Below are 19,306 nucleotides of genomic sequence, written 5' to 3'. Positions count from 1 at the left end.
GGGACCGCGCCCGATGCCCTGCGCCGGAGCGCCTGTGCCGGAGCCGGAGCGCCTGTGCCGGAGCGCGGACGCCGTACGGCCGGGTCCGTAGGGCCGGGCCGGCGCCGTGTTAGGCCGTCCAGGTCATGGGTACTTGTCGCATATGACCGATAAGTCGAAGGTCGTGGTGGTGACGGGTGCCAGCGCCGGCGTGGGGCGGGCCACCGCCCGCGCGTTCGCCGATCGCGGTGACCGGGTGGCCCTGCTGGCCCGGGGTGGCACCGGGCTCGCCGCCGCGGCGGAGGATGTGTCGCGGCGCGGTGGAGAGGCGCTGGTGGTGCCCGTGGACGTCGCCGACCACAAGGCGGTGGACGAGGCGGCCGCGCAGGTCGAGGAGGAGCTGGGCCCGATCGACATCTGGGTGAACAACGCCTTCACGACGGTGTTCGCGCCCTTCACCGAGATCGGTCCGGACGAGTTCCGGCGCGTCACCGAGGTCACCTATCTGGGCTTTGTGAACGGCACCCGCGCCGCCCTGCACCATATGCTGCCCCGCGACCGCGGCACCGTCGTCCAGGTCGGCTCCGCGCTCGCCTACCGGGGCATCCCGCTGCAGTCCGCCTACTGCGGCGCCAAACACGCCATCCAGGGCTGGAACGAGTCGGTGCGCTGCGAGCTGCTGCACCGCCACAGCCGGGTGCGGGTGACGATGGTGCAGCTCCCGGCCCTCAACACCCCGCAGTTCGACTGGGTGCTGACCCGGCTGCCGCGCCGCGCCCAGCCCGTGCCGCCCATCTACCAGCCCGAGGTCGCCGCCCGCGCCGTGCGGTACGCGGCCGACCACCCGCGCCGCCGGGAGTACTGGGTCGGCGGCAGCACCGTCGCCACGCTGCTGGCCAACGCCGTCGCCCCGGGCCTGCTGGACCGCTACCTGGGCCGCACCGGCTTCTCCGCCCAGCAGCGCTCCGAGCCCGCCGACACCGACGCCCCGGGCAACCTGTGGCTGCCCGGGGACGGCACCGGCGGCCATGACGTCGGCGCGCACGGCAGCTTCGACGACCAGGTGGCGCGGCGCGTGGTGCAGCCCTGGTTCGGCCGCCACCGCCCCGCGCTCACCGCCGCCGCGCTGGCCGCCGGCGTCGGTGGCGCGGTCGCCGCCGCCTGGCTGCGGAGGGGGTGTGGACGCCATGGCTGACCGGGACCGGGACCGGCGGAACACCCGGCCCAGCCCCCACGATCCGCTGCTCGCCCGCCACCGCGAGGCGCTCGACCTCTTCACCGAGCGGGTGCACGCCATCCGGCCGGACCAGTGGGACGACCCCACGCCGTGCACCGAGTGGACCGTACGCGACCTGGTGAACCACCTGGCGGTCGAGCAGATGTGGGTGCCCCCGCTGGTGCGCGCCGGCCGGACGATCGCCGAGCAGGGCGACGCCCTCGAGGGCGACCTGCTGGGCGAGGACCCCGTCGCCGCCTGGGACGAGGCGGCCGCGGCGGCCCGCGAGGCGTTCACCGCCCCGGGCGCGCTGGAGCGTACGGTCGACCTCTCCTTCGGCGAGACCCCCGCCGAGGAGTACTGCGCGCAGATCACGATCGACGCCACGGTCCACGCCTGGGACCTGTCCCGGGCCATCGGGGTGGACGAGCGGATCCCCAAGCCGCTGGTCGACTTCTCGGTGCGGGCGGTGGCGCCGTACGCGGCGGAGCTGGAGAAGAGCGGGATGTTCGCCGCCGCCGTCGAGCCCCCGTCGGGCGCCGACGCCCAGGCCAAGCTGCTCGCCCTGCTCGGCCGGGAAGTCTGACCGAGCGACGGACGAACACGGCTGAGACGAACGAACACGACCGATGGGCACCGCGCGGGGCGCGGTGCCCATCGGGTTGTTCCATCCCGCGTGGGGCTCAGCAGCGCAGCTGAGGCCGGTCCCAGTGCCGGTGGGCGGCGATGGCTTCGGTGAACGCCCGGGTGAACTCCTCGCTCGCCGTCCCGGTCGTGCAGTCCGTGACCACACCGCGGTCGGCGCACACGTGTCCGTGGCCCGAGGCGATGTGCAGCCCCTCCGGGTCCAGCGCCGTCAGGATGCCCACGCCCGAGCCCAGCGCCCCGATCGCCTTGCCGTGCCGGTAGGCGTCCCGGACGAACCGCATGGCCGCCTCGTCCGACCGCACTCCCGGGGTGCCGACGGGCCCGCCGGGCAGCAGCACCGCGTCGTAGAGCACCGAGGCCACCGTCGGCAGGGCGCGGTCCACCGCGTAGCCGTTGCCGTCGCTGCCGAGCACCTTCCCGTCGTGCGGGGCGAGGGCCTCGACGACGGCGCCCTGCGAGCTGAGCGCCTCCTGGGCCTGGGTGAGCTGGTCGGTGTCCACCCCGTCGGTGACCAGCACCGCGATCTGACGGGTGCGGATGGAGCCGTCGCCCCGCAGGTTCTCCAGGCTGAGCGCGGGGGAGGCCACGGGCTTGTGCTCGTTGTTCGCCGCGGCCGGCGGGGCCACCCCGACGCCCTCGGCGACCGCCGTGGCCAGGCCGTGATCGACATGCGCCAACTGGCCCACCATGCGCTCGCGCACCTGTACCGCGTTGACCTTCCCCAGCTCGAAGCGGAACGCCTCGACGATGTGCCGGCGCTCCCAGTCGCTCATGCTGTTCCAGAACAGCGCGGCCTGGCTGTAGAAGTCCTTGAAGCTCTCGCTGCGCTGACGGATCTTGTGGCCGTCGACCCGCTCGGTGTAGTGCGAGAACGCGTAGCCGTCCGCGCCGGCGATGGCCGGACAGCCGCCGCCCAGCGAGTTCGGGGAGTAGTTGGTCCCCGTGTGGATGGCGGACTGGTGGTAGCCGTCGCGCTGGTTGGTGCGGACGGGGGCCACCGGCCGGTTCACCGGGATCTGCGCGAAGTTCGGCCCGCCCAGCCGGATCAGCTGGGTGTCCAGGTACGAGAAGTTGCGGGCCTGGAGCAGCGGGTCGTTGGTGAAGTCGATACCGGGCACCACATTGGCGGTGTGAAAGGCCACCTGCTCGGTCTCCGCGAAGAAATTGTCCGGGTTGCGGTTGAGCACCATCCGGCCGATGGGCCGCACCGGCACCTGCTCCTCCGGAATGATCTTCGTGGCGTCGAGCAGATCGAAGTCGAAGGTGAACTCGTCCTCCTCGGGGACCAGCTGCACCCCCAGCTCCCACTCGGGGTACTCGCCCGCCTCGATCGCCTCCCACAGGTCGCGCCGGTTGAAGTCAGGGTCGCGGCCCTGGCACTCCTGCGCCTCGTCCCACACCAGCGAGTGCACCCCGAGCTTCGGCTTCCAGTGGAACTTCACGAAGGTCCCCCGGCCCCGCGCGTCCACGAACCGGAAGGTGTGCACCCCGAACCCCTGCATCATGCGGTAGCTGCGCGGGATGGCCCGGTCGGACATCATCCACATCATCATGTGGGTGGTCTCGGGCTGCAGCGACACGAAGTCCCACAGTGTGTCGTGCGCCGACGCGCCGGTGGGGATGTCGTTGTGCGGCTCGGGCTTGACCGCGTGCACGAAGTCGGGGAACTTGATGCCGTCCTGGATGAAGAACACCGGCATGTTGTTGCCGACCAGGTCGTAGTTGCCCTCGGACGTGTAGAACTTGGTGGCGAAGCCGCGCACGTCGCGCACCGTGTCCGAGGAGCCGCGCGGCCCCTGCACGGTCGAGAAGCGCACGAACACCGGAGTGCGCACGGACGGGTCCTGGAGGAAGGCGGCGCGGGTGAACTCCGCGCAGGACTCGTACGGTTCGAAGTAGCCGTACGCGCCCGCGCCCCGCGCGTGCACCACCCGCTCCGGGATCCGCTCGTGGTCGAAGTGCGTCAGCTTCTCGCGGAAGTGGAAGTCCTCCATCAGGGTGGGGCCGCGCTCGCCCACGCTGAGCGAGTCGTCGGTGTGGTCGACCGCCACCCCCTGGTCGGTGGTCAGCGGGCCCTCGGCGGGGTCGGCGGCCCGGTATTCCTCGCGCTGTCGTTGCTTGCGGTCATCGGTCATCAGGGCGCTCCCTTCGAGCCGGACCCGGCGAACACGTCGAGGAACGCCTCGCAGAACGCCTTGAGGTCGTCCGGCTTCCGGCTGGTGATCAGGGTGTTGGGGCCGGCGTCGCAGATCTTCACCTGCTCGTCCACCCAGGTGCCGCCCGCGTTGCGGATGTCGGTGCGCAGACTCGGCCAGGAGGTGAGGGTCCGGCCGCGCACCACGTCGGCCTCCACCAGGGTCCAGGGGGCGTGGCAGATCGCGGCGACCGGCTTGCCCGCCTCGAAGAAGCCCCTGGCGAACGCCACGGCCTTCTCGTCCATGCGCAGGAAGTCGGGGTTGGCGACCCCGCCCGGCAGCACCAGACCGTCGTACTCGTCGACCGTCGCATCCGCGACGACCTGGTCCACGGCGAAGGTGTCCGCCTTGTCGAGGTGGTTGAAGGCCTGGATACGGCCGGACTTGGTGGACACCAGGCGTGGGGTGCCGCCGGCGTCGCGGACCGCCTGCCAGGGGTCGGTGAGCTCTACCTGCTCGACGCCCTCGGGCGCGACGAGGAAGGCGACCTGCATGGTGTTTCACGTCCTTTCGGGTCTGTCTCATCGGTGTTGCTGGTGTTGCTGGTGTTGCTGACTTCTTGTTGTTCTTCCGGCGGTCCTTCTTGCCGCGCTCGCCGCCGAGGGCTTCCTCACCGCGCCACCACCCGCAGGGTGCGCAGCGACGGGTCGGCGGTCTCCGGGACGTACATCCCGGCCTCGACTCCGCTGCGCAGATAGTCCGCCACCTCGCGGCTGATCCGCTCGCCCGGTGCCACCGCGGGCACTCCCGGCGGGTACGGGCTCGCCATCTCCGCCGCGACGCGGCCCACCGCCTCCTCGATGGGGACCTGCTCGGTAGGGCCGAAGAACGCGTCGCGCGGCAGCATCACGGTCTCCAGCTCCAGGCCCGCCGGGCTGGGCAGGCGGACCCCGGCCGGCGGGGGCATCTCGTCGCGCTGCTTGACCAGCTCGGTGAGCGCGTCGATCAGGTCCATGCAGCTCTCCTCGGTGTCGGCGTGGGTGAGCTGGGCGACCACCCGGCGGTGGTCGGACAGGCCGACGTTGATCTGGCGGTTGGAGCGCAGCCAGTCGGCGACGCCGTAGCCGCTGGTGCCCAGCCCCGACACATCGATGGTGACCATCAGGGGGTCGTGGTCGAAGGCCCGCCCGGGCCCGGTCAGCTCCTCCCGGCCCAGGGGCAGCAGACCCGTCAGCGAGGCGATCTCCGCCCGGGTGCGGCGGCTGAGGTCCAGGGCCCGCCCCAGCAGCTCGTGTCCCCGCTCGACCATCTGGCGCCGCCAGCCGTCCAGCGCCGCGTACATCAGCACCGAGGGGCTGGTGGTGCCCAGCAGGTCCTCGCGGGCCTTCAGGGCATCGGGGTCGATCAGGTCGCCGCGCAGATGGAACACCGAGCCCTGCTCCAGGCCCGAGCCCATCTTGTGGACGCTGGTCACGCAGAGGTCCCCCTCCGCGTCCATCGCCCAGCTCGGCAGGTCCTCGTGGAAGGGCAGATGGGCGCCCCACGCCTCGTCCACCACCAGCGGCTTGCCCCGCCGGTGGCACACCTCGGCGACGCCCCGCAGATCGGCGCAGGTGCCGTACGCGGTGGGGGAGATCAGCAGCATCCCCTTGGCGTCCGGCGCGCGGGCGAACGCCTCCTCGACCTCCTCCGGGCCGGGCGGGTAGGCGAAATGGTGGCCGGTGTCCCAGCGGGGGTGGACCCACACCGGCTCGATCCCGGCGATGATCAGGCCCGCCACCACGGATTTGTGGGCGTTGCGCGCCACCAGCAGCTTCTCGTGCGGCCCGGCGACCGCGAGCATCGCGGACTTGACCGACAGCGAGCTGCCGCAGGTGGAGAAGAAGGTGTGGTCGGCGTGGACCGCGTCGGCCATCAGGGCCGCGGCCCGGGCCAGCACCTCGCCGGACAGCCGGCGGTCGTCGAGCCCGTTCATCAGCAGCAGGTCCGAGGCGAAGACCCCGCGGCCCAGTGTCTCGACGACGCGGGGATCGGCCCCGGCACCCTGCTTGTGCCCGGGCGGGCTGAAGGGGCGGCTGTGGCGCCGCCGGTACTCGGCGAGCGCGTCGAGAACGGGGGCGTGCGAATGGTCCATCGCGGGGTCCTCCCGGCTGGTCGTCCGATCCGGTAGTGCGGGTAGCCAGCCGGAACGGGCCGAAACCGGGATGTCACCCGATCAGCGGCGGGCGGCGGGGCCGGACCGGGGGCGATCGGCGGCGGTCGGCGGGCCGGGCGGGGGTGTCACAGCACGGGTCATGCCGTGTCCCGGCTCGCCGCTCGCTCCCGGCCGCACCACGCCGCCCGTGGGGTCCAGCGAGCCCGTGAAGAACTCGGACTCGATGCGCACATGGTCGTGGAACCACTCCAGGTGGCGCAGATTGGGCACGCACGCCGCGGCGTGGGCGTGCGCGTGCGGGGCGCAGTGCCCGGACAGCTCCAGGCCGTGGGCCTCGGCGACGGCCGCCGCGCGCAGCCAGACAGTGAGCCCGCCGCAGCGGGTGATGTCGGCCTGAAGACAGTCGACCGCCGGCGCCATCCGGCCGAAGTACGACAGGTCGTAGCCGTACTCCCCGGCCGCCACGTCGCACACCACCTGGTCGCGGACCACCCGCAGCCCCTCCAGGTCGTCGGAGGACACCGGCTCCTCGAACCACCCCACCCCCTGCTCGGCCAGCGCCCGGCCCACCCGCACCGCCTCCTTGCGGGTGTACGCCCCGTTGGCGTCCACGTACAGCTCGGCGTGCGGGCCGATGGTCTCCCGGGCGTGGCGCACCCGCGCCAGGTCGCGCTCGACGGCCCGCCCCCATGACTCACCGATCTTGATCTTGACGCGCTGGATGCCGTGGCCGTGGACCCAGCCGGTCAGCTGGGTGGCCAGATGGGTGTCGTGGTACGTGGTGAAGCCACCGGAGCCGTACACCGGCACCTCCTCGCGCACCGCGCCGATCAGGTGCACCAGCGGCTGTCCCAGCAGCCGCGCCTTGAGGTCCCACAGCGCCAGGTCCACCGCGGAGATCGCGCAGGCCACCAGGCCCGGGCGGCCCGCGTTGCGCACCGCGCGGCTCATCGCCTCGTTCGCCCCCGCCACGTCCAGCGCGGAGCGCCCCACGACCTGGCCGCTCAGCAGGTCGCGCACCACCGGCCCGGCGGCCGCCGGGGCGTAGGTCCAGCCCAGCCCGCGGGTCCCCGCGCTGTGGGCCTCCACCACCACGACGGTCGTCGCGTCCCAGGCCAGCGTGCCGTCCGCCTCCGGCGAGTCCGTCGGCACCGTGTAGGACGTGACCTCCAGCCGCTCCACCTTCATCGCCGGGCGGCCTTCCGGGCGGGGGCCTCGGGAACCCGGCCGTGGACGAGCCGGTCCGCGGCCCGGTCCGCGAGCGCCATGATGGTGAGGGCCGGGTTGGCGCTGCCCTGCGTCGGCAGCACACTGCCGTCGGTGAGGAACAGATTGGGCACGGCGAAGGTGCGCAGGTCCGAGTCCACCACGCCCTCCTCGGGGTTCCGGCCCATCGGGCAGCCGCCCACCAGGTGCGCGTACCGCCCGATGGTCATCAGCTCGCCCGCCCCGGCCGCGCGCAGGATGTCCTCCATGACCTTCTGGGCCGCCTCCATCAGCATGTCGTCATTGGCGCACTGGCTGTGGTCGAAGCGGGCCACGGGCAGGCCCAGCCGGTCGGTCTCGTCGGCGAGCGTGACCCGGTTGTCGGGCTGGGGCAGGAACTCGCACAGCGCGCCCAGGGTCGCCCAGTGCACGTAGTCCCGCATCCGGGAGCGCAGATCCGCCCCCCAGTGGCCCTGGGCGGCGACGTGCTCGGCCCAGGTGATCGGCAGCGGGGACACCGTCTGGATCGAGAAGCCGCGCCGGTACGGCTTGGCGGGGTCGGTCTCGTAGAAATCCTCGCTGGACACCTCCGGGGGCGGCGCCTTGTACATCCGGATCTCGTCGGGGAAGCGGCCCGCGGTCTGCGGGGCGCCCTGCACCATCACATACCGGCCCACCAGGTCGTGGCCGTTGGCCAGGCCGTGCGGGTGGCCGGGCCCGGCGGAGTTCAGCAGCAGCCGCGGTGTCTCGATGGAGTAGCCCGCCACCGCCACCGCCCTGGCCCGCTGGACGCGCTCCCGGCCCTCGCGCACATACGCCACGCCTGTCGCCCGCCGCCCGGCGGCGTCCATCACCACCCTGGTGGCCATCGCGCCGTCGCGGATCTCGGCGCCGTGTGTGATCGCGTCGGGGACATGGGTGATCAGCGGGGACGCCTTGGCGTCCACCTTGCAGCCCTGCAGACAGAAGCCCCGGTAGATGCAGTGCGGGCGGTTGCCGAAGCGGCCGTTGGCGATGGCCAACCGGCCCCACACGGGCCCGGATGCCCAGCCGTGCGCAGCCCTCCAGCATCACCTCGCCGTTGCCGCCGACCGGGTGCGGGGCGTGCGGGTGGGGGTGCGGGTCGCCCCACGGCCAGTACTGGCCCGCCACCGGCAGCTCCCGCTCCAGCCGCTCGTAGTACGGGCGCAGCTGCTCGTACCGGATCGGCCAGTCGGCGCCCACGCCGTCCTGGCTGCGGGTCCGGAAGTCGGAGGGGTGGAAGCGCGGGGTGTAGCCGGCGAAGTGCACCATCGACCCGCCGACGCCCCGCCCGGAGTTGTTCGCCCCCAGCGGCACGGGGTGGCTGCCGCCGATGACCCGCGGCTCGTTCCAGTACAGGTGGCGGGAGCCCGCCTCGTCGCTCACCCAGTCGTGCTCCGGGTCCCAGAACGGCCCCGACTCCAGGCACACCACCCGCCACCCGGCGTGCGCCAGCCGCTGGGTGAAGGTCGCGCCGCCCGCGCCGCAGCCCACCACCACCATGTCGACCTCGTCGTCGTCCTCGAACCGCCGCATGTCCGAGCGCAGCCGGGTCACATGCGGCAGCCAGGCGGAGGCGTTGCGGGCCCGTACGTCGCCCTGGGGGCGCAGCGTCTCGCGCAGCGTGCCGGTGGCCGGGCGCCACCACCGCTTTCCGCTCATCGGTCCTCCCGACCCATCGCTCCTCCCGGCTCATCTGCCGCCCGCGCTCCTCGACCGCCCGCGCTCAGCGGTCCGTCTCGGTCGCCGGGTCCTCCGCGGGCGGGCTCTCCCACGGCTCGCGCGTGCCGCGCCCCAGCCGCAGATAGCCGCGCGGATAGGCCGGGCCGCCGAAGCCGATCTCCTCCCAGGCGTACGGATGGGCGTAGTACGCGGTGCACGCGTAGCGGGACCACAGCGTCCACACGTGCCCGGCGGGCATGCCGTACCAGTCGTGCGACCCGAGGTCCTGGATGTGGCGCAGCAGCCGGTGCCGGTCGCCGTGGGTCACCTGGCCGAACGTGCGGCCGTCGTGCCGCACCCTCGTCTCCTCGTCCAGCGCGGCCAGCGAGCGGCGCCACGCCTCGTCGTCCTCCGGCATGTCGGCGAACCGCCAGCCCTCGAACTCGCGAGCGGCCAGCCGGGCGTCGATCACCGGCAGCACCGGGACCGGCGGATCGTCGTGCCGGCGCGCCAGCAGCAGGTCCAGCAGCGGCCCGGCGGCCGCCTCCTCGGCCGGGGTGAAGAAGCTCAGTGGCGGCCGCGGCCCGAGCCTGGCCAGCACCACCCCGGCCGTCGCCGCGTCCCACGTCGGTATCTGGCTCAGAGGGCCCTTCTTCGCCGATGAAGGCCCGGCTCTCCCACGCCGCGCCGTCACCGCTCCCTCCGCAGCACGCTCGCGAGCAGGCCCATCCCGCCCACCATGCACATCAGCAGCGGCGCGAACAGCGGCGGGCCCAGCTCGATGTGGTAGCGGGCCATCCGCCAGCCGCCGGGCTTGGCGGCGATCCCGCGCACATGGAGATACGTGCCCTGCAGCCCGTTGGCCACGATGGCGGCCGAGGCCACCGGGAGCGCGGTGTGCGCGGCCCGCCGGTCGGCGAACCCCGCCACGCCCGCGGCGACCCCGACCGGGCCGAGCGCCACCGGCCACCACATCACGCGGTTGCCGAACCCGGCACGGTCGTGTTCCAGGTAGATCTCGGCGGCCGTGATCGCCGAGCCCAGGGCGGTCGCCAGTGAGAGCGACCGCTCCAGCCGCCCGTACCGCACATCACGGGCCAGCCGCGCGGCACGGCGGGCGGCCGGGCGGCGCGCCAGGCGGCCGACCCGGGCGAGGGTCCGCGCGTCCCGCGTGAGCCGTGCCATCACGGCCGCTCACTCCTCGCTCTTCTTGCGGTGCGTCCGGTGCGGCAGGAACTCCTGCACCTTCGCCTTCAGGCCCTGGCGCACCATGCCCGCCCGGTCCGTGTCGCCCTTGACGATCGACCCCAAGGTGGCCTCCATCTGCTCCCAGGTGGCGTGCGGCGGGATCGGCGGCACGGCGGGGTCGGTCAGGAACTCCACCACCGCCGGGCCGTCCGCGTTCAGCGCGTCACGCCACGCCTGCTCCACCTGCTCGGGCTTCTCCACCCGGATGCCGGTCAGCCCCAGCGACTCGGCGAACCGCGCGTACCGCACATCCGGAATCTGCTGCGACGGAAGGAACTGGGGCGCGCCGCTCATCGCCCGCATCTCCCAGGTCACCTGGTTCAGGTCGTGGTTGTTCCACACCGCGACCACCAGCCGCGGATCGTCCCAGGCGTGCCGGTACTTGGCCGCGGTGATCAGCTCGGCCATGCCGTTCATCTGCATCGCCCCGTCCCCGACCAGCGCCACCACCGGCCGGTTGGGCTGGGCGAACTTGGCGCCGATGGCGTACGGCACCCCGCTGCCCATGGTGGCCAGCGTGCCCGACAGCGAGCCGCGCATCTGGCCGCGCATCCGCAGGTGGCGGGCGTACCAGTTGGCCACCGAGCCGGAGTCGCAGGTGAGGATGGCGTCGCCGGGCAGCAGCGGGTCCAGGCAGTGGGCGACGTACTCGGGGTTGATCGGGTCGGCGCTCACCTCGGCGCGCTGCCGCATCACCTCCCGCCACCGCCGGACCCCCGCGATGACCTCCTCCTGCCAGCCGCGGTCCTCCCTGCGCCGCAGCAGCGGCATCAGCCGCAGCAGGGTCTCGCGCGCGTCGCCGACCAGGTTGACCTCGTACGGGTAGCGCATGCCGATCATGTGCGGGTCCAGGTCGATCTGCACGGCCCGGGCCTTGCCGAACTCCGGCAGGAACTGGGTGTACGGGAAGCTGGAGCCGATGGTCAGCAGCGTGTCGCAGTCCCGCATCAGCTCGTACGAGGGCCGGGTGCCCAGCAGCCCGATCGAGCCGGTCACATACGGCAGCTCGTCGCTGAGCACATCGAGGCCCAGCAGCGCCTTGGCCACCCCCGCGCCCAGCAGGTCGGCGATCCGCTCGACCTCCGCGCGCGCCCCCGCGGCGCCCTGCCCGACCAGGATCGCCACCTTCTCGCCGGCGTTCAGCACCTCGGCCGCACGCTCCACCGCGCTCGCCGAGGGCACCGCCGACCAGCCGCTGCGGTCCAGGCTGGAGGGCACCATCTTGAACTCGTGGGTGGGCGGGGAGTAGTCCAGCTCCTGGACATCGGCCGGGATGATCACGGCGGTGGGGGAGCGCCGGGCGTACGCGGTGCGGATCGCCCGGTCCAGCACGTTCGGCAGCTGCTCGGGGACGGTCACCGTCTCCAGGAAGTCGGACGCGACGTCCTTGAAGAGGCTGTGCAGGTCCACCTCCTGCTGGTAGGAGCCGCCCATCGCGCTGCGGTGCGTCTGGCCGACCAGCGCCACCACCGGCACATGGTCCAGCTTCGCGTCGTACAGGCCGTTCAGCAGGTGGATCGCGCCCGGTCCGGAGGTCGCCGCGCAGACCCCGAGCCGCCCGCTGAACTTGGCGTACCCGGTCGCCTCGAACGCGGCCATCTCCTCGTGCCGGGCCTGCACGAACCGCGGTTCGTTGTCGGCCCGCCCCCACGCGGCGAGCAGGCCGTTGATTCCGTCGCCCGGGTATCCGAAGACCTGCTCCACACCCCACTCGCGCAGTCGGGTGAGGACGTAGTCGGCGACTTTCATGCTCATGGTGGTCACTCCTGTCGACCGGCTCAGCCGGTCAGCTGCGGCAGCACCTTGGTGCGGTAGAAGTCGAAGAAGCCGCGCTGGTCGGGGCCGATCTGGTTGACGTATACGGTGTCGAATCCGGCGTCGGCGTACGCGCTGAGCGCGGCCACATGCGCCTCCGGGTCGTCCCCGCAGGCCACGCTGGGGGCCAGATGCTCGGGCCGGACGAGTTCACTGGCCTGCTCGAAGTGGGCCGGGGTGGGCAGGACCTGCGAGAGCTCGCCGGGCAGCGCCATGTTGGGCCACAGCCGGTGGACGGTGCGCAGCGCCTCGTCGGCGTCCGGGCCGTAGCAGACCTTCAGGCCCCCGCTGACCGGCTTGGAGTTGCCGCCCGCGCCACTGCCGCGCCGGAAGCGCGCCACCAGCTCCGCGTCGGGGACCATGGTGATGAAGCCGTCGCCGACCCGCCCGGCCAGCGCGGCGGCGGCCGAGCCGAACGCCGCGATGTCGATGGGCACCGGCTCCTCGGGCACCGTGTAGAGCCGCGCGTTCTCGACCGTGTAGTGCTTGCCGTGGTGGCTGATCTCGTGGCCCTCGAAGAGCTGGCGCATCACCGTCACGGCCTCCTCCAGCATTTCCAGCCGGACGGACGCCTGCGGCCAGCGGCCGCCCAGCACATGCTCGTTGAGCGCCTCTCCGCTGCCCACTCCCAGGCGGAAGCGGTCCTCTCCCAGCAGCACCGCGCTGGTCGCGGCCGCCTGGGCCACGACGGCCGGATGGATACGCATGGTGGGGCAGGTCACCGCGGTCTGCACGGGCAGCGAGGTGGCCTGGGCGAGCGCGCCGATCACCGACCACACGAAGGAGGACTGGCCCTGCGCGTCGTTCCAGGGGTGGTAGTGGTCGGAGATCCACAGGGCGGAGAAGCCCGCCTGCTCCGCCATCCGAGCCTGCTCGACGAGCTCGGTGGGGCCGTGTTCCTCGGCGGCCAGGAAATAGCCGTACTGGGTCATGGAAAGGCCCTCCTCGCAACGCTGGTGCCGGTCAAGGCGCTGGTGCCACGAGGCGACGGGTAACCGGGGTGCGGGGAAGAAAACCTCATCCCGGCAGGCGAGCGGCGCCGGCCCCGGGGCCGAGGGGTCCTGGAAGGGCGGGGCGCGCGGGTCCAGGGTGCCCGGGCGGCGCGGGGACCGCCGGCGCGGGCGCGGCGGAGCTGAATGCTGCGCGGTGCCGCCATCAGGAGGACACGGCCAAGGCCAACGAGGCGACGGCGGTGGCGCAGTAGAAAGCGGGAAACGCGAGGTTGTCGAGCACGCGGGCGCGCAGATGGAAGGCGAGCGCGCCCAGGTAGAGCAGGACGAGACTGCAGGCCGCGGCGGCGCCGAGGGGGCGCAGCGCCGCGTCGAGGAGGCCGAGGAGGAGACCCGCCGCACCAGCCAGCTTGAGGGCGGCCAGCCAGGGCAGCCAGGATCGGGGCACACCCACCCGCGCCGAGTTGGCCAGCACGAAGCGCGCCCCGGCGAGGTCTGCTGCGGCGATTCCGACGTTGGCAGCGGCGGTGAACAAGGTGACGACGGGGAATGCGAGCTGGGTACCGGTCATGCCTTCAGGGTCCGCAGGCGCTTCGGCACCGTCCAATACCTGCTTCTATAACCTGGGGGCATGGATGTGGACACGCGCCTGCTCCGGTACTTCGCCGCAGTGGCGGAGGAGGGCACCCTGACCGGGGCGGCGCAAAAATTGTTCGTCTCGCAGCCCGCGCTGACCAAGCAGATCCGGCGCTTGGAGGACGATCTCGGGGTACCGCTCTTCGTGCGTTCGCGGTCCGGGATGGCGCTGACCGAGGCCGGTCGCGAGCTCGCCGCGCGGGTGCCCGCACTGCTGGACGGCTGGGACGAGGCGGTACAGGCAACCGGCCGGGCGGCGCGGCTGCTGCGCCTGGGCTTCCTGGACGCGGGCGCCGTGGGCGCCGTCCACGAGGTCATCGCCGAGTTCCGTCGGGCGCGGCCGGAGTGGCGTGTGGAGCTGCGTCAGTTCGACTGGTCGGACCCGAGTGCCGGCCTGGCCCGAGGCGAGGTGGATGCGGCGGTGGTGCGTTTGCCGTTTCCGGGGCAGGAGGGGCTGAACGTGCGGGAGTTGTTCGTCGAGGAGCGTGGGGTGCTGCTGCCGGCCCGGCATCCACTGGCGAACAGCGGGACGGTGGAGTTCCGGGAGCTGTGGGACGAGCCCTTCGTCGCGGCCGGAGCCGAGACCGGAGCCTGGAGGGAGCACTGGCTCGCGGCGGAGGAGCGGGAAGGGCGCCCGGTCCGGGTCGGCGCCGTCACCAGCCGGCCCGACGAGTGGCTCGGAGCGGTGGCTGCCGGCTGCGTAGCGCTGGCCCCGGCGTCGACGGCCCGTTTCTACTCCCGCCCGGACGTGGTGTTCCGTCCGGTCCGCGGGGTCTCACCGAGCCGGGTGGGGCTTGCCCGGCCAAAGGGCCGGACACGCGAGGCGACGCTGGACGAGCTGCTGGAGGCCATCGCGCGCCGGTTGAGCCGCAGCTGACGACGGGGCCGACAGTCCGCCGGCACGCTGCCCGGCCGGATGGAGCAGTTCTGGGCTCAGCCGTTCGCGAGCGGTGCGTTTGCGGGACGTGAGTGAGACGTTTCCAGAACGTCAGTTGCCTCGGGAAAAGTGGTGTTCACACCGCGGGAGCCGCCACAGAGGCATCCCGCACGGAACGCAGGGGGATCCTGATCATGCGTACTTCCCGGATTCGCACCGCCGCCCTGGCCACCGTCACCGCCGCGCTGGCGCTGGGCCTGACCGCCTGCGGTGGCGGCGACGGCGACTCGAAGGCATCGGGCGGCGAGAAGACCGCCGCCACCGCGCAGAGCCGGACCGCGTCCGGCGGGGACGGCAAGGGCGGCACGGAGCAGACAAACAGCGCCCCTGACAAGGCCGCGGCCGGTTCGGAGGAGGTCGCGACCAAGGGCGCGAGGGCCGGTGCCCAGCAGTGCGTGGGCGACGAGATGCTGGTCACCGCGGTCCACCGGTTCGCCGGACAGCAGGGCGACCACCTGCTGGTCACCGCGTCCAACCAGGGCTCCAAGCCGTGCTGGGTCACCTCGTACCCGGCCGTGAGGCTCGGCGACGACCGCCTCGAACTGCCGCACTCGAAGAAGGACAACCCGGGCGGCGACAAGCGCATCACCCTCCAGCCCGGCGGCAAGGTCTACAGCGCCGTGAACCTCTTCGACTACGGCTCCCACCACCAGACGGCGCAGTCGCTCGCCATCGCGCTGCGCGGCGCGGACGGCCACGAAAGCCCCTACTACTCCGTCGTCATGAAGGGCCAGAAGCAGCAGTTCAGCTGGAACGAGGCCGACGTGCTGAACTGGAACACCGAGAAGCCCTACGACTTCTAGGACCTTCTAGGACTGCTCCTTCGGGCCGGGCCACTGACGACGCTTCGGCATACCCGGCACTCGGCTTGGACGCGGGCCTGTCGTCGGCCTGAACTGCCATCAGGTCACGGCGTCGGCCAGCATGAAGGCGGCCACGGCCAGCAGGACCACCGCGAAGATGCGCTGCAAGCGGGGCCCGGAGACCTTCGCGGCCATGCGCTTGCCGTCCCAGGCACCCAGCATCGCGGTTCCGGCGAACGGGCCGATCGACGCCCAGTCGAGCGAGGTGGCGGCGCCGGAACGAGTGGCCAGGGAGGCCAGCGAGTTGGCCGTGGTGACCAGCAGGCTGGTGCCGACTGCGGCCTCCATCTCGAAGGCCAGGACGGTGACCAGGGCGGGGACGGCGAGAAAGCCGCCGCCCACACCGAGTAGTCCGGTCAGCGTGCCCAGGCCGGCACCGGCCCCGGCTGCCTTGCCCGGCTGCACGCCGCCGCTCCCGGGGCGGGTGGTGCCGGCAGGCCGGAGCATGCTGATGGCGGAGAGGACGGCTGTAGCGGCGAAGGCGATGGTGAGGACGGCTTGGGGCAGGTGGGTGGCGGCGGCTCCGGCGGCGGCCGCGGGAAGAATCCCGGCGGCCGCGAACGCTGCCCCGGCCTTCCACCGCACCTGCCCGGCCCGGGCGTGCGCGTACAGGGCGGTCAGCGAGGTGAAGACGACGATGATCAGGCCGGCGGTGGTGGCCGCGGCGGGGGTGAAGCCGAGCAGGTAGATCAGGGCGGGCACCGCCAGGACGCTGCCGCCGCCACCGAGGGCGCCGAGCGTCAGGCCGACGACGGCTCCGGCGATCACGGCCAGGATCAGGGCGGTCACGCCGTCCGCCCGCTGTGTCTGCCGTCGTCGGCCGCCGGCAGCCCGGTCCCGGTGAGGCGGGGGCGGGCCCGTTCGGGGACGAGGCGGCCAGGACCCTGGCGGGAGAGGAGCATCGCATGCCTTCTGTGCAGGTGGAGCGGGGGATTCATGGCCGGATAACGCTGAGGCCCGCCTCGGCGGCGGCCTCGAAGCCGTCGTCGATGGCGATCACCTTGCGTCCGGTCGCGTCCAGGAGGGAAGCGGCGATCGCCGCGCGCATCCCGCCGGCGCAGTGCACCCACACCGTGCCGTCCGGCACCTCGCCGACCCGGGCGTGCAGCTGGTGGAGTGGCATGTGCACAGAGCCCTCGATGAAGCCGTTCGCGCGTTCGGAATCCCGGCGCACATCCAGTACCACCACGTCCCCGTCCCGCTCGTGTGCCTCGGCGAGGTCGGCGAAACCGGCGCGGGGGAAGGAGGCGAGCTGTTCCCCTTCACGGACCCAGGTGGCCGGGTCTCCCGTGGCGGCGGCAGCCGGGCGGTCGATACCGACCCGGGTCAGCTCCCGCTGCGCGTCGGCGCTCTGCGCCGGAGTGTCGCCGAGCAGGGTGACCGGCTTGCCCCACGGGATCAGCCAGGCCACATAGGTGGCCGGGTTCCCCGTGCTCTCGAAGTTGAACGATCCGGCCACATGGCCGTCGGCGAAGGCGACCCGGCTGCGCAGGTCCACCACCCAGCCCCTCGAACTCCAGGGTTTCGACAAAAAACACGGTAAGACTCCTTTCCGGGATGGCGTACCCAGGAAATTCCCGTCTCGGAAAACCGCCGCCATGTGCACAGACGATCAGCGCCCGAAATGAAGAATTCCCGAGGGTGCGCGGCGGGTGGCGTGTCCATCCGGCCTCACGCCGGCGGACGTGTCCGGTCGGGGAAGGTGACCGGCAGCCCTGCCGATTCCCATGCCTCAAGGCCCCCTGTCACGCTGTAAACGGAGGACCGGCCTGCGCGGATCGCCTGCGCGCCGCCCCGCACGCTGCGTGTGCCCGTGCGGCATACGAAGGCCAGCGGGCCGTCAGGCAGATCCGGCAGCGAGGCCGGCAACGTACTGAGCGCTGCATGGACCGCGCCGGTCGGGTGACGGGCTGCCCATTCATCGTCTTCGCGGACATCGACCAGAGTGAGTTCCCCGTCCGCGACGCGGCGCCACGCCTCGGCGGGAGGCAGGTCGGCGGGTGTGTGACCGTCGCCGGGGCCCAGGCCCTGCCGCGTGGCGGGCAGGACCGTCCGGATCGCCTCGTAGTTCGAGGCATGGGCGACGGCTATCTGCTGTCCCAGCATCGGGCAGACGTTCATCGCCTCTTCCCAGTGAGCGGTGGACTCCCATTCCGCCACGTTGACGAGACGGAATGTGCTCCCCGGGACGATCGTGCGGAACATGTACGTCCGAATGAAACCGGGTTGCGCTGCCATCACGTCCGCGGCGCCCTGCCAGGCGTCGAGATAAGCACTTTCCTTGTCCTCGTCGATCTCAATCGGGATGATCACGACATGGCGATTTTCCATCTGCTGCCCCTCTGTCCTGTAAGGCAATGACGACTTCTGGAGGGAACACGGCCGAGTCCGAGAAGTACCGGCTTTGGCTTGTGAGCCGGCCCTTTCCGGATACAGCCTGCACACGCATGCCCAGGACTGGCAAAGAGCTTTGCCGCACCGGCAAACCGGTCGGTGCGGGCGAGGCCGCGGGGGCGGGGGCAGAGGAAGGGACTGTCCGAACGCGCCCTAGGAGCCGGGCGCCACCGCCCGTTCGGGCCGCTGCTGCCCGTCTTCCGACGGGGGCGGCTGGTGGGAGATCCGGCCCAGCGCGAGGGCGATGTGGCGGGAGAGCCGGTCCGCCACGCCCGCCTCCGCCATCTCGAACGCCCCGCGCCCACCCGTACGGAAGAGGGTGAGCGCGCCCAGCACCGGCTCCCCGGGCGAGACCCGCAGCGGGACGCACAGCAGCGAGGTGACGTCCTCGCGGATCAGGACGGGCGCGCCCGAGGCGTCCCGGCCGAACGCGTCCGCGTCATGGGGCCGCACCTGCAGCGCGGAGACCCCGTCCCGTATCGCCTCCGCCACCAGCGGGCAGCCGGCCGGGTCCTGCTCGGCCACCGAGGTCACGCGGTCCGCCGTGGCGTCGGGCGGGCCCAGCGCGACCACCCGGCGGGCGGTCTCGGGCCGCGCCGGGTCGGCGGCCACATCGGCGATCACCCAGTCCGCGAAGCGGCCGTGCAGCACGGCGGCCGCCCGGTCCAGCACGGTCTTCGGCCCGCTGCCGGCGAGCGCCACCGTGCCGAGCAGCGTGGTCGCCATGTCGTCGATCAGATCCAGCCGCTCGGCGTGGCGCGTCACCTCGTCCAGGTCCGGCCGCCGGGCGCCCGGCTGCCGGACCCCGCCGGCCTGGCCCGGGACGGTGGGGGCCGCGACGGCCACCGCGCCCTCGCCGGTGGGCTGGAAGGTGGCCAGCACGGCGGAGTGCGGCTCGCCCGGCGGGCGCAGCCCGGCGAGCGTCACCCGCAGCGCCCCGTCGCTCCCCGGCCCCGGCAGGTGCACCACCAGGCTGCGCCCGCCCTCGTCGCGCGCGACCGCGGCGACCTGGGAGCGCAGCACCGCCCGCCCGTCGCGCCGCAGCGACTCGGTCAGTGGGCGCCCGGTGGCGTAGCCGGCGCGGGTCTGGAACAGCTGGGTGGCCGAGAAGTTCATCCGCCGCACCACACAGTCGCGGTCCAGCAGGACGACGGGGATCGGCAGCCGCTGGAACAGGGCGCGCAGCAGCTGCTGCTCGCGCGGGTCGGCGCGCCCCCCGCCGGGGGCCCGGGCGGCCGAGGCCAGTTGCTCGTACCGCGGCCACAGCACGTCGGCCACGTGCTGGAGCTCGATGAGGGCGGCGTCCAGTGCGGAGAGCCGCTGGTGCGCGGGCAGGGCACGCGCGGTCTGCAGTTCGGCGACGCGTCTGCGGAAGTCGGTCAGCTCGGCGCCGTACTCGTTTGCCCCGGACATGCGCACACGGTAACCCGCCCGGAGAGGG

General features: G+C 72.8%; 17 protein-coding genes and 1 pseudogene. 4 read left to right on the top strand and 14 right to left on the bottom strand.

The features are described from left to right. The first annotated feature begins 142 nt into the window (after positions 1 to 142). Together ABFY07_RS22105 and ABFY07_RS22100 are read left to right on the top strand one after the other, a co-directional pair. Positions 143 to 1,174, top strand: coding sequence for an SDR family oxidoreductase (locus tag ABFY07_RS22105; protein WP_346176166.1), 1,032 nt, complete (start codon positions 143 to 145; stop codon positions 1,172 to 1,174). After that, positions 1,167 to 1,781 carry a TIGR03086 family metal-binding protein gene (locus tag ABFY07_RS22100; protein WP_346176165.1) on the top strand — a complete coding sequence of 205 codons (615 nt, stop codon included), beginning with the start codon at positions 1,167 to 1,169 and terminating at the stop codon, positions 1,779 to 1,781. Before ABFY07_RS22105 ends, ABFY07_RS22100 begins: the two co-directional genes overlap by 8 nt. 97 nt (positions 1,782 to 1,878) lie before the next feature. Here ABFY07_RS22100 and ABFY07_RS22095 read toward each other — a convergent pair whose 3' ends face one another. The 10 genes from ABFY07_RS22095 to ABFY07_RS22050 all read right to left on the bottom strand — a co-directional run bounded on the left by ABFY07_RS22095 (position 1,879) and on the right by ABFY07_RS22050 (position 13,606). Next, positions 1,879 to 3,978, bottom strand: a complete 2,100-nt coding sequence (locus ABFY07_RS22095) for a catalase (RefSeq protein WP_346176164.1) — start codon at positions 3,976 to 3,978, stop codon at positions 1,879 to 1,881. Next, entirely contained in the window at positions 3,978 to 4,532 is a 555-nt protein-coding gene (locus ABFY07_RS22090; RefSeq protein ID WP_346176163.1) for a type 1 glutamine amidotransferase domain-containing protein, read from the bottom strand. The genes ABFY07_RS22095 and ABFY07_RS22090 overlap by 1 nt, the downstream gene beginning before the upstream one ends. 116 nt (positions 4,533 to 4,648) lie before the next feature. Then, entirely contained in the window at positions 4,649 to 6,112 is a 1,464-nt protein-coding gene (locus ABFY07_RS22085) for an aminotransferase class I/II-fold pyridoxal phosphate-dependent enzyme (protein ID WP_346176162.1), read from the bottom strand. An 81-nt stretch (positions 6,113 to 6,193) separates the two neighbouring features. After that, entirely contained in the window at positions 6,194 to 7,321 is a 1,128-nt protein-coding gene (locus ABFY07_RS22080) for an enolase C-terminal domain-like protein (protein ID WP_346176161.1), read from the bottom strand. Next, positions 7,318 to 8,361, bottom strand: a complete 1,044-nt coding sequence (locus ABFY07_RS22075) for a GMC oxidoreductase (protein ID WP_346176160.1) — start codon at positions 8,359 to 8,361, stop codon at positions 7,318 to 7,320. Before ABFY07_RS22075 ends, ABFY07_RS22080 begins: the two co-directional genes overlap by 4 nt. Before the next feature lie 725 nt (positions 8,362 to 9,086). After that, a complete protein-coding gene (locus ABFY07_RS22070; protein WP_346176159.1) occupies positions 9,087 to 9,716 on the bottom strand; it encodes a gluconate 2-dehydrogenase subunit 3 family protein in 630 nt (209 codons plus the stop codon). After that, positions 9,713 to 10,207: a hypothetical protein gene (locus tag ABFY07_RS22065; protein ID WP_346176158.1), complete on the bottom strand. Its 495-nt coding sequence runs from the start codon at positions 10,205 to 10,207 to the stop codon at positions 9,713 to 9,715. Before ABFY07_RS22065 ends, ABFY07_RS22070 begins: the two co-directional genes overlap by 4 nt. Positions 10,208 to 10,216: 9 nt before the next feature. After that, positions 10,217 to 12,025, bottom strand: a complete 1,809-nt coding sequence (locus ABFY07_RS22060) for a thiamine pyrophosphate-requiring protein (protein WP_346176157.1) — start codon at positions 12,023 to 12,025, stop codon at positions 10,217 to 10,219. Between the two features lie 23 nt (positions 12,026 to 12,048). Continuing rightward, entirely contained in the window at positions 12,049 to 13,017 is a 969-nt protein-coding gene (locus tag ABFY07_RS22055) for a TIGR03557 family F420-dependent LLM class oxidoreductase (RefSeq protein ID WP_346176156.1), read from the bottom strand. A 223-nt stretch (positions 13,018 to 13,240) separates the two neighbouring features. Then, positions 13,241 to 13,606: a DoxX family protein gene (locus tag ABFY07_RS22050; RefSeq protein ID WP_346176155.1), complete on the bottom strand. Its 366-nt coding sequence runs from the start codon at positions 13,604 to 13,606 to the stop codon at positions 13,241 to 13,243. 60 nt (positions 13,607 to 13,666) lie between these two features. Between ABFY07_RS22050 and ABFY07_RS22045 the strand changes: the two genes are divergently transcribed. Both ABFY07_RS22045 and ABFY07_RS22040 read left to right on the top strand, forming a co-directional pair. Continuing rightward, positions 13,667 to 14,548, top strand: a complete 882-nt coding sequence (locus ABFY07_RS22045; protein ID WP_346176154.1) for a LysR family transcriptional regulator — start codon at positions 13,667 to 13,669, stop codon at positions 14,546 to 14,548. Between the two features lie 194 nt (positions 14,549 to 14,742). Beyond that, positions 14,743 to 15,411, top strand: a complete 669-nt coding sequence (locus tag ABFY07_RS22040) for a DUF4232 domain-containing protein (protein ID WP_346176153.1) — start codon at positions 14,743 to 14,745, stop codon at positions 15,409 to 15,411. A gap of 99 nt (positions 15,412 to 15,510) precedes the next feature. Here the strand turns inward: ABFY07_RS22040 and ABFY07_RS22035 are convergent, their stop codons facing one another. The 4 genes and pseudogenes from ABFY07_RS22035 to ABFY07_RS22020 form a co-directional block, all read right to left on the bottom strand. Beyond that, the gene (locus ABFY07_RS22035; protein ID WP_346176152.1) at positions 15,511 to 16,260 is read right to left on the bottom strand and encodes a sulfite exporter TauE/SafE family protein; all 750 of its coding nucleotides are present in this window, start codon (positions 16,258 to 16,260) and stop codon (positions 15,511 to 15,513) included. Between the two features lie 145 nt (positions 16,261 to 16,405). Further along, a pseudogene (locus ABFY07_RS22030) lies at positions 16,406 to 16,975 on the bottom strand (rhodanese-like domain-containing protein); the annotation flags it as partial. 167 nt (positions 16,976 to 17,142) lie between these two features. Next, the gene (locus tag ABFY07_RS22025; RefSeq protein WP_346176151.1) at positions 17,143 to 17,802 is read right to left on the bottom strand and encodes a rhodanese-like domain-containing protein; all 660 of its coding nucleotides are present in this window, start codon (positions 17,800 to 17,802) and stop codon (positions 17,143 to 17,145) included. Positions 17,803 to 18,018: 216 nt separating this feature from the next. Further along, entirely contained in the window at positions 18,019 to 19,278 is a 1,260-nt protein-coding gene (locus ABFY07_RS22020) for a PAS domain-containing protein (protein WP_346176150.1), read from the bottom strand. Positions 19,279 to 19,306: the final 28 nt, after the last annotated feature.

The organism is Streptomyces sparsogenes subsp. cuspidosporus (genome assembly GCF_039532705.1).
GTDB classification, from domain to species: domain Bacteria; phylum Actinomycetota; class Actinomycetes; order Streptomycetales; family Streptomycetaceae; genus Streptomyces; species Streptomyces sparsogenes.
The sequence above is the reverse complement of the archived record's forward strand: the minus strand, read 5'-3'. Positions and strand labels throughout refer to the sequence as shown.

What these genes read in the sequence shown, in the direction of transcription:
- ABFY07_RS22105 (WP_346176166.1), top strand. Translation starts at nt 143, where the DNA reads ATGACCGATAAGTCGAAGGTCGTGGTGGTGACGGGTGCCAGCGCCGGC.
- ABFY07_RS22100 (WP_346176165.1), top strand. Translation starts at nt 1,167, where the DNA reads ATGGCTGACCGGGACCGGGACCGGCGGAACACCCGGCCCAGCCCCCAC.
- ABFY07_RS22095 (WP_346176164.1), bottom strand. Translation starts at nt 3,978, where the DNA reads ATGACCGATGACCGCAAGCAACGACAGCGCGAGGAATACCGGGCCGCC.
- ABFY07_RS22090 (WP_346176163.1), bottom strand. Translation starts at nt 4,532, where the DNA reads ATGCAGGTCGCCTTCCTCGTCGCGCCCGAGGGCGTCGAGCAGGTAGAG.
- ABFY07_RS22085 (WP_346176162.1), bottom strand. Translation starts at nt 6,112, where the DNA reads ATGGACCATTCGCACGCCCCCGTTCTCGACGCGCTCGCCGAGTACCGG.
- ABFY07_RS22080 (WP_346176161.1), bottom strand. Translation starts at nt 7,321, where the DNA reads ATGAAGGTGGAGCGGCTGGAGGTCACGTCCTACACGGTGCCGACGGAC.
- ABFY07_RS22065 (WP_346176158.1), bottom strand. Translation starts at nt 10,207, where the DNA reads ATGGCACGGCTCACGCGGGACGCGCGGACCCTCGCCCGGGTCGGCCGC.
- ABFY07_RS22060 (WP_346176157.1), bottom strand. Translation starts at nt 12,025, where the DNA reads ATGAGCATGAAAGTCGCCGACTACGTCCTCACCCGACTGCGCGAGTGG.
- ABFY07_RS22055 (WP_346176156.1), bottom strand. Translation starts at nt 13,017, where the DNA reads ATGACCCAGTACGGCTATTTCCTGGCCGCCGAGGAACACGGCCCCACC.
- ABFY07_RS22050 (WP_346176155.1), bottom strand. Translation starts at nt 13,606, where the DNA reads ATGACCGGTACCCAGCTCGCATTCCCCGTCGTCACCTTGTTCACCGCC.
- ABFY07_RS22045 (WP_346176154.1), top strand. Translation starts at nt 13,667, where the DNA reads ATGGATGTGGACACGCGCCTGCTCCGGTACTTCGCCGCAGTGGCGGAG.
- ABFY07_RS22040 (WP_346176153.1), top strand. Translation starts at nt 14,743, where the DNA reads ATGCGTACTTCCCGGATTCGCACCGCCGCCCTGGCCACCGTCACCGCC.
- ABFY07_RS22025 (WP_346176151.1), bottom strand. Translation starts at nt 17,802, where the DNA reads ATGGAAAATCGCCATGTCGTGATCATCCCGATTGAGATCGACGAGGAC.
- ABFY07_RS22020 (WP_346176150.1), bottom strand. Translation starts at nt 19,278, where the DNA reads ATGTCCGGGGCAAACGAGTACGGCGCCGAGCTGACCGACTTCCGCAGA.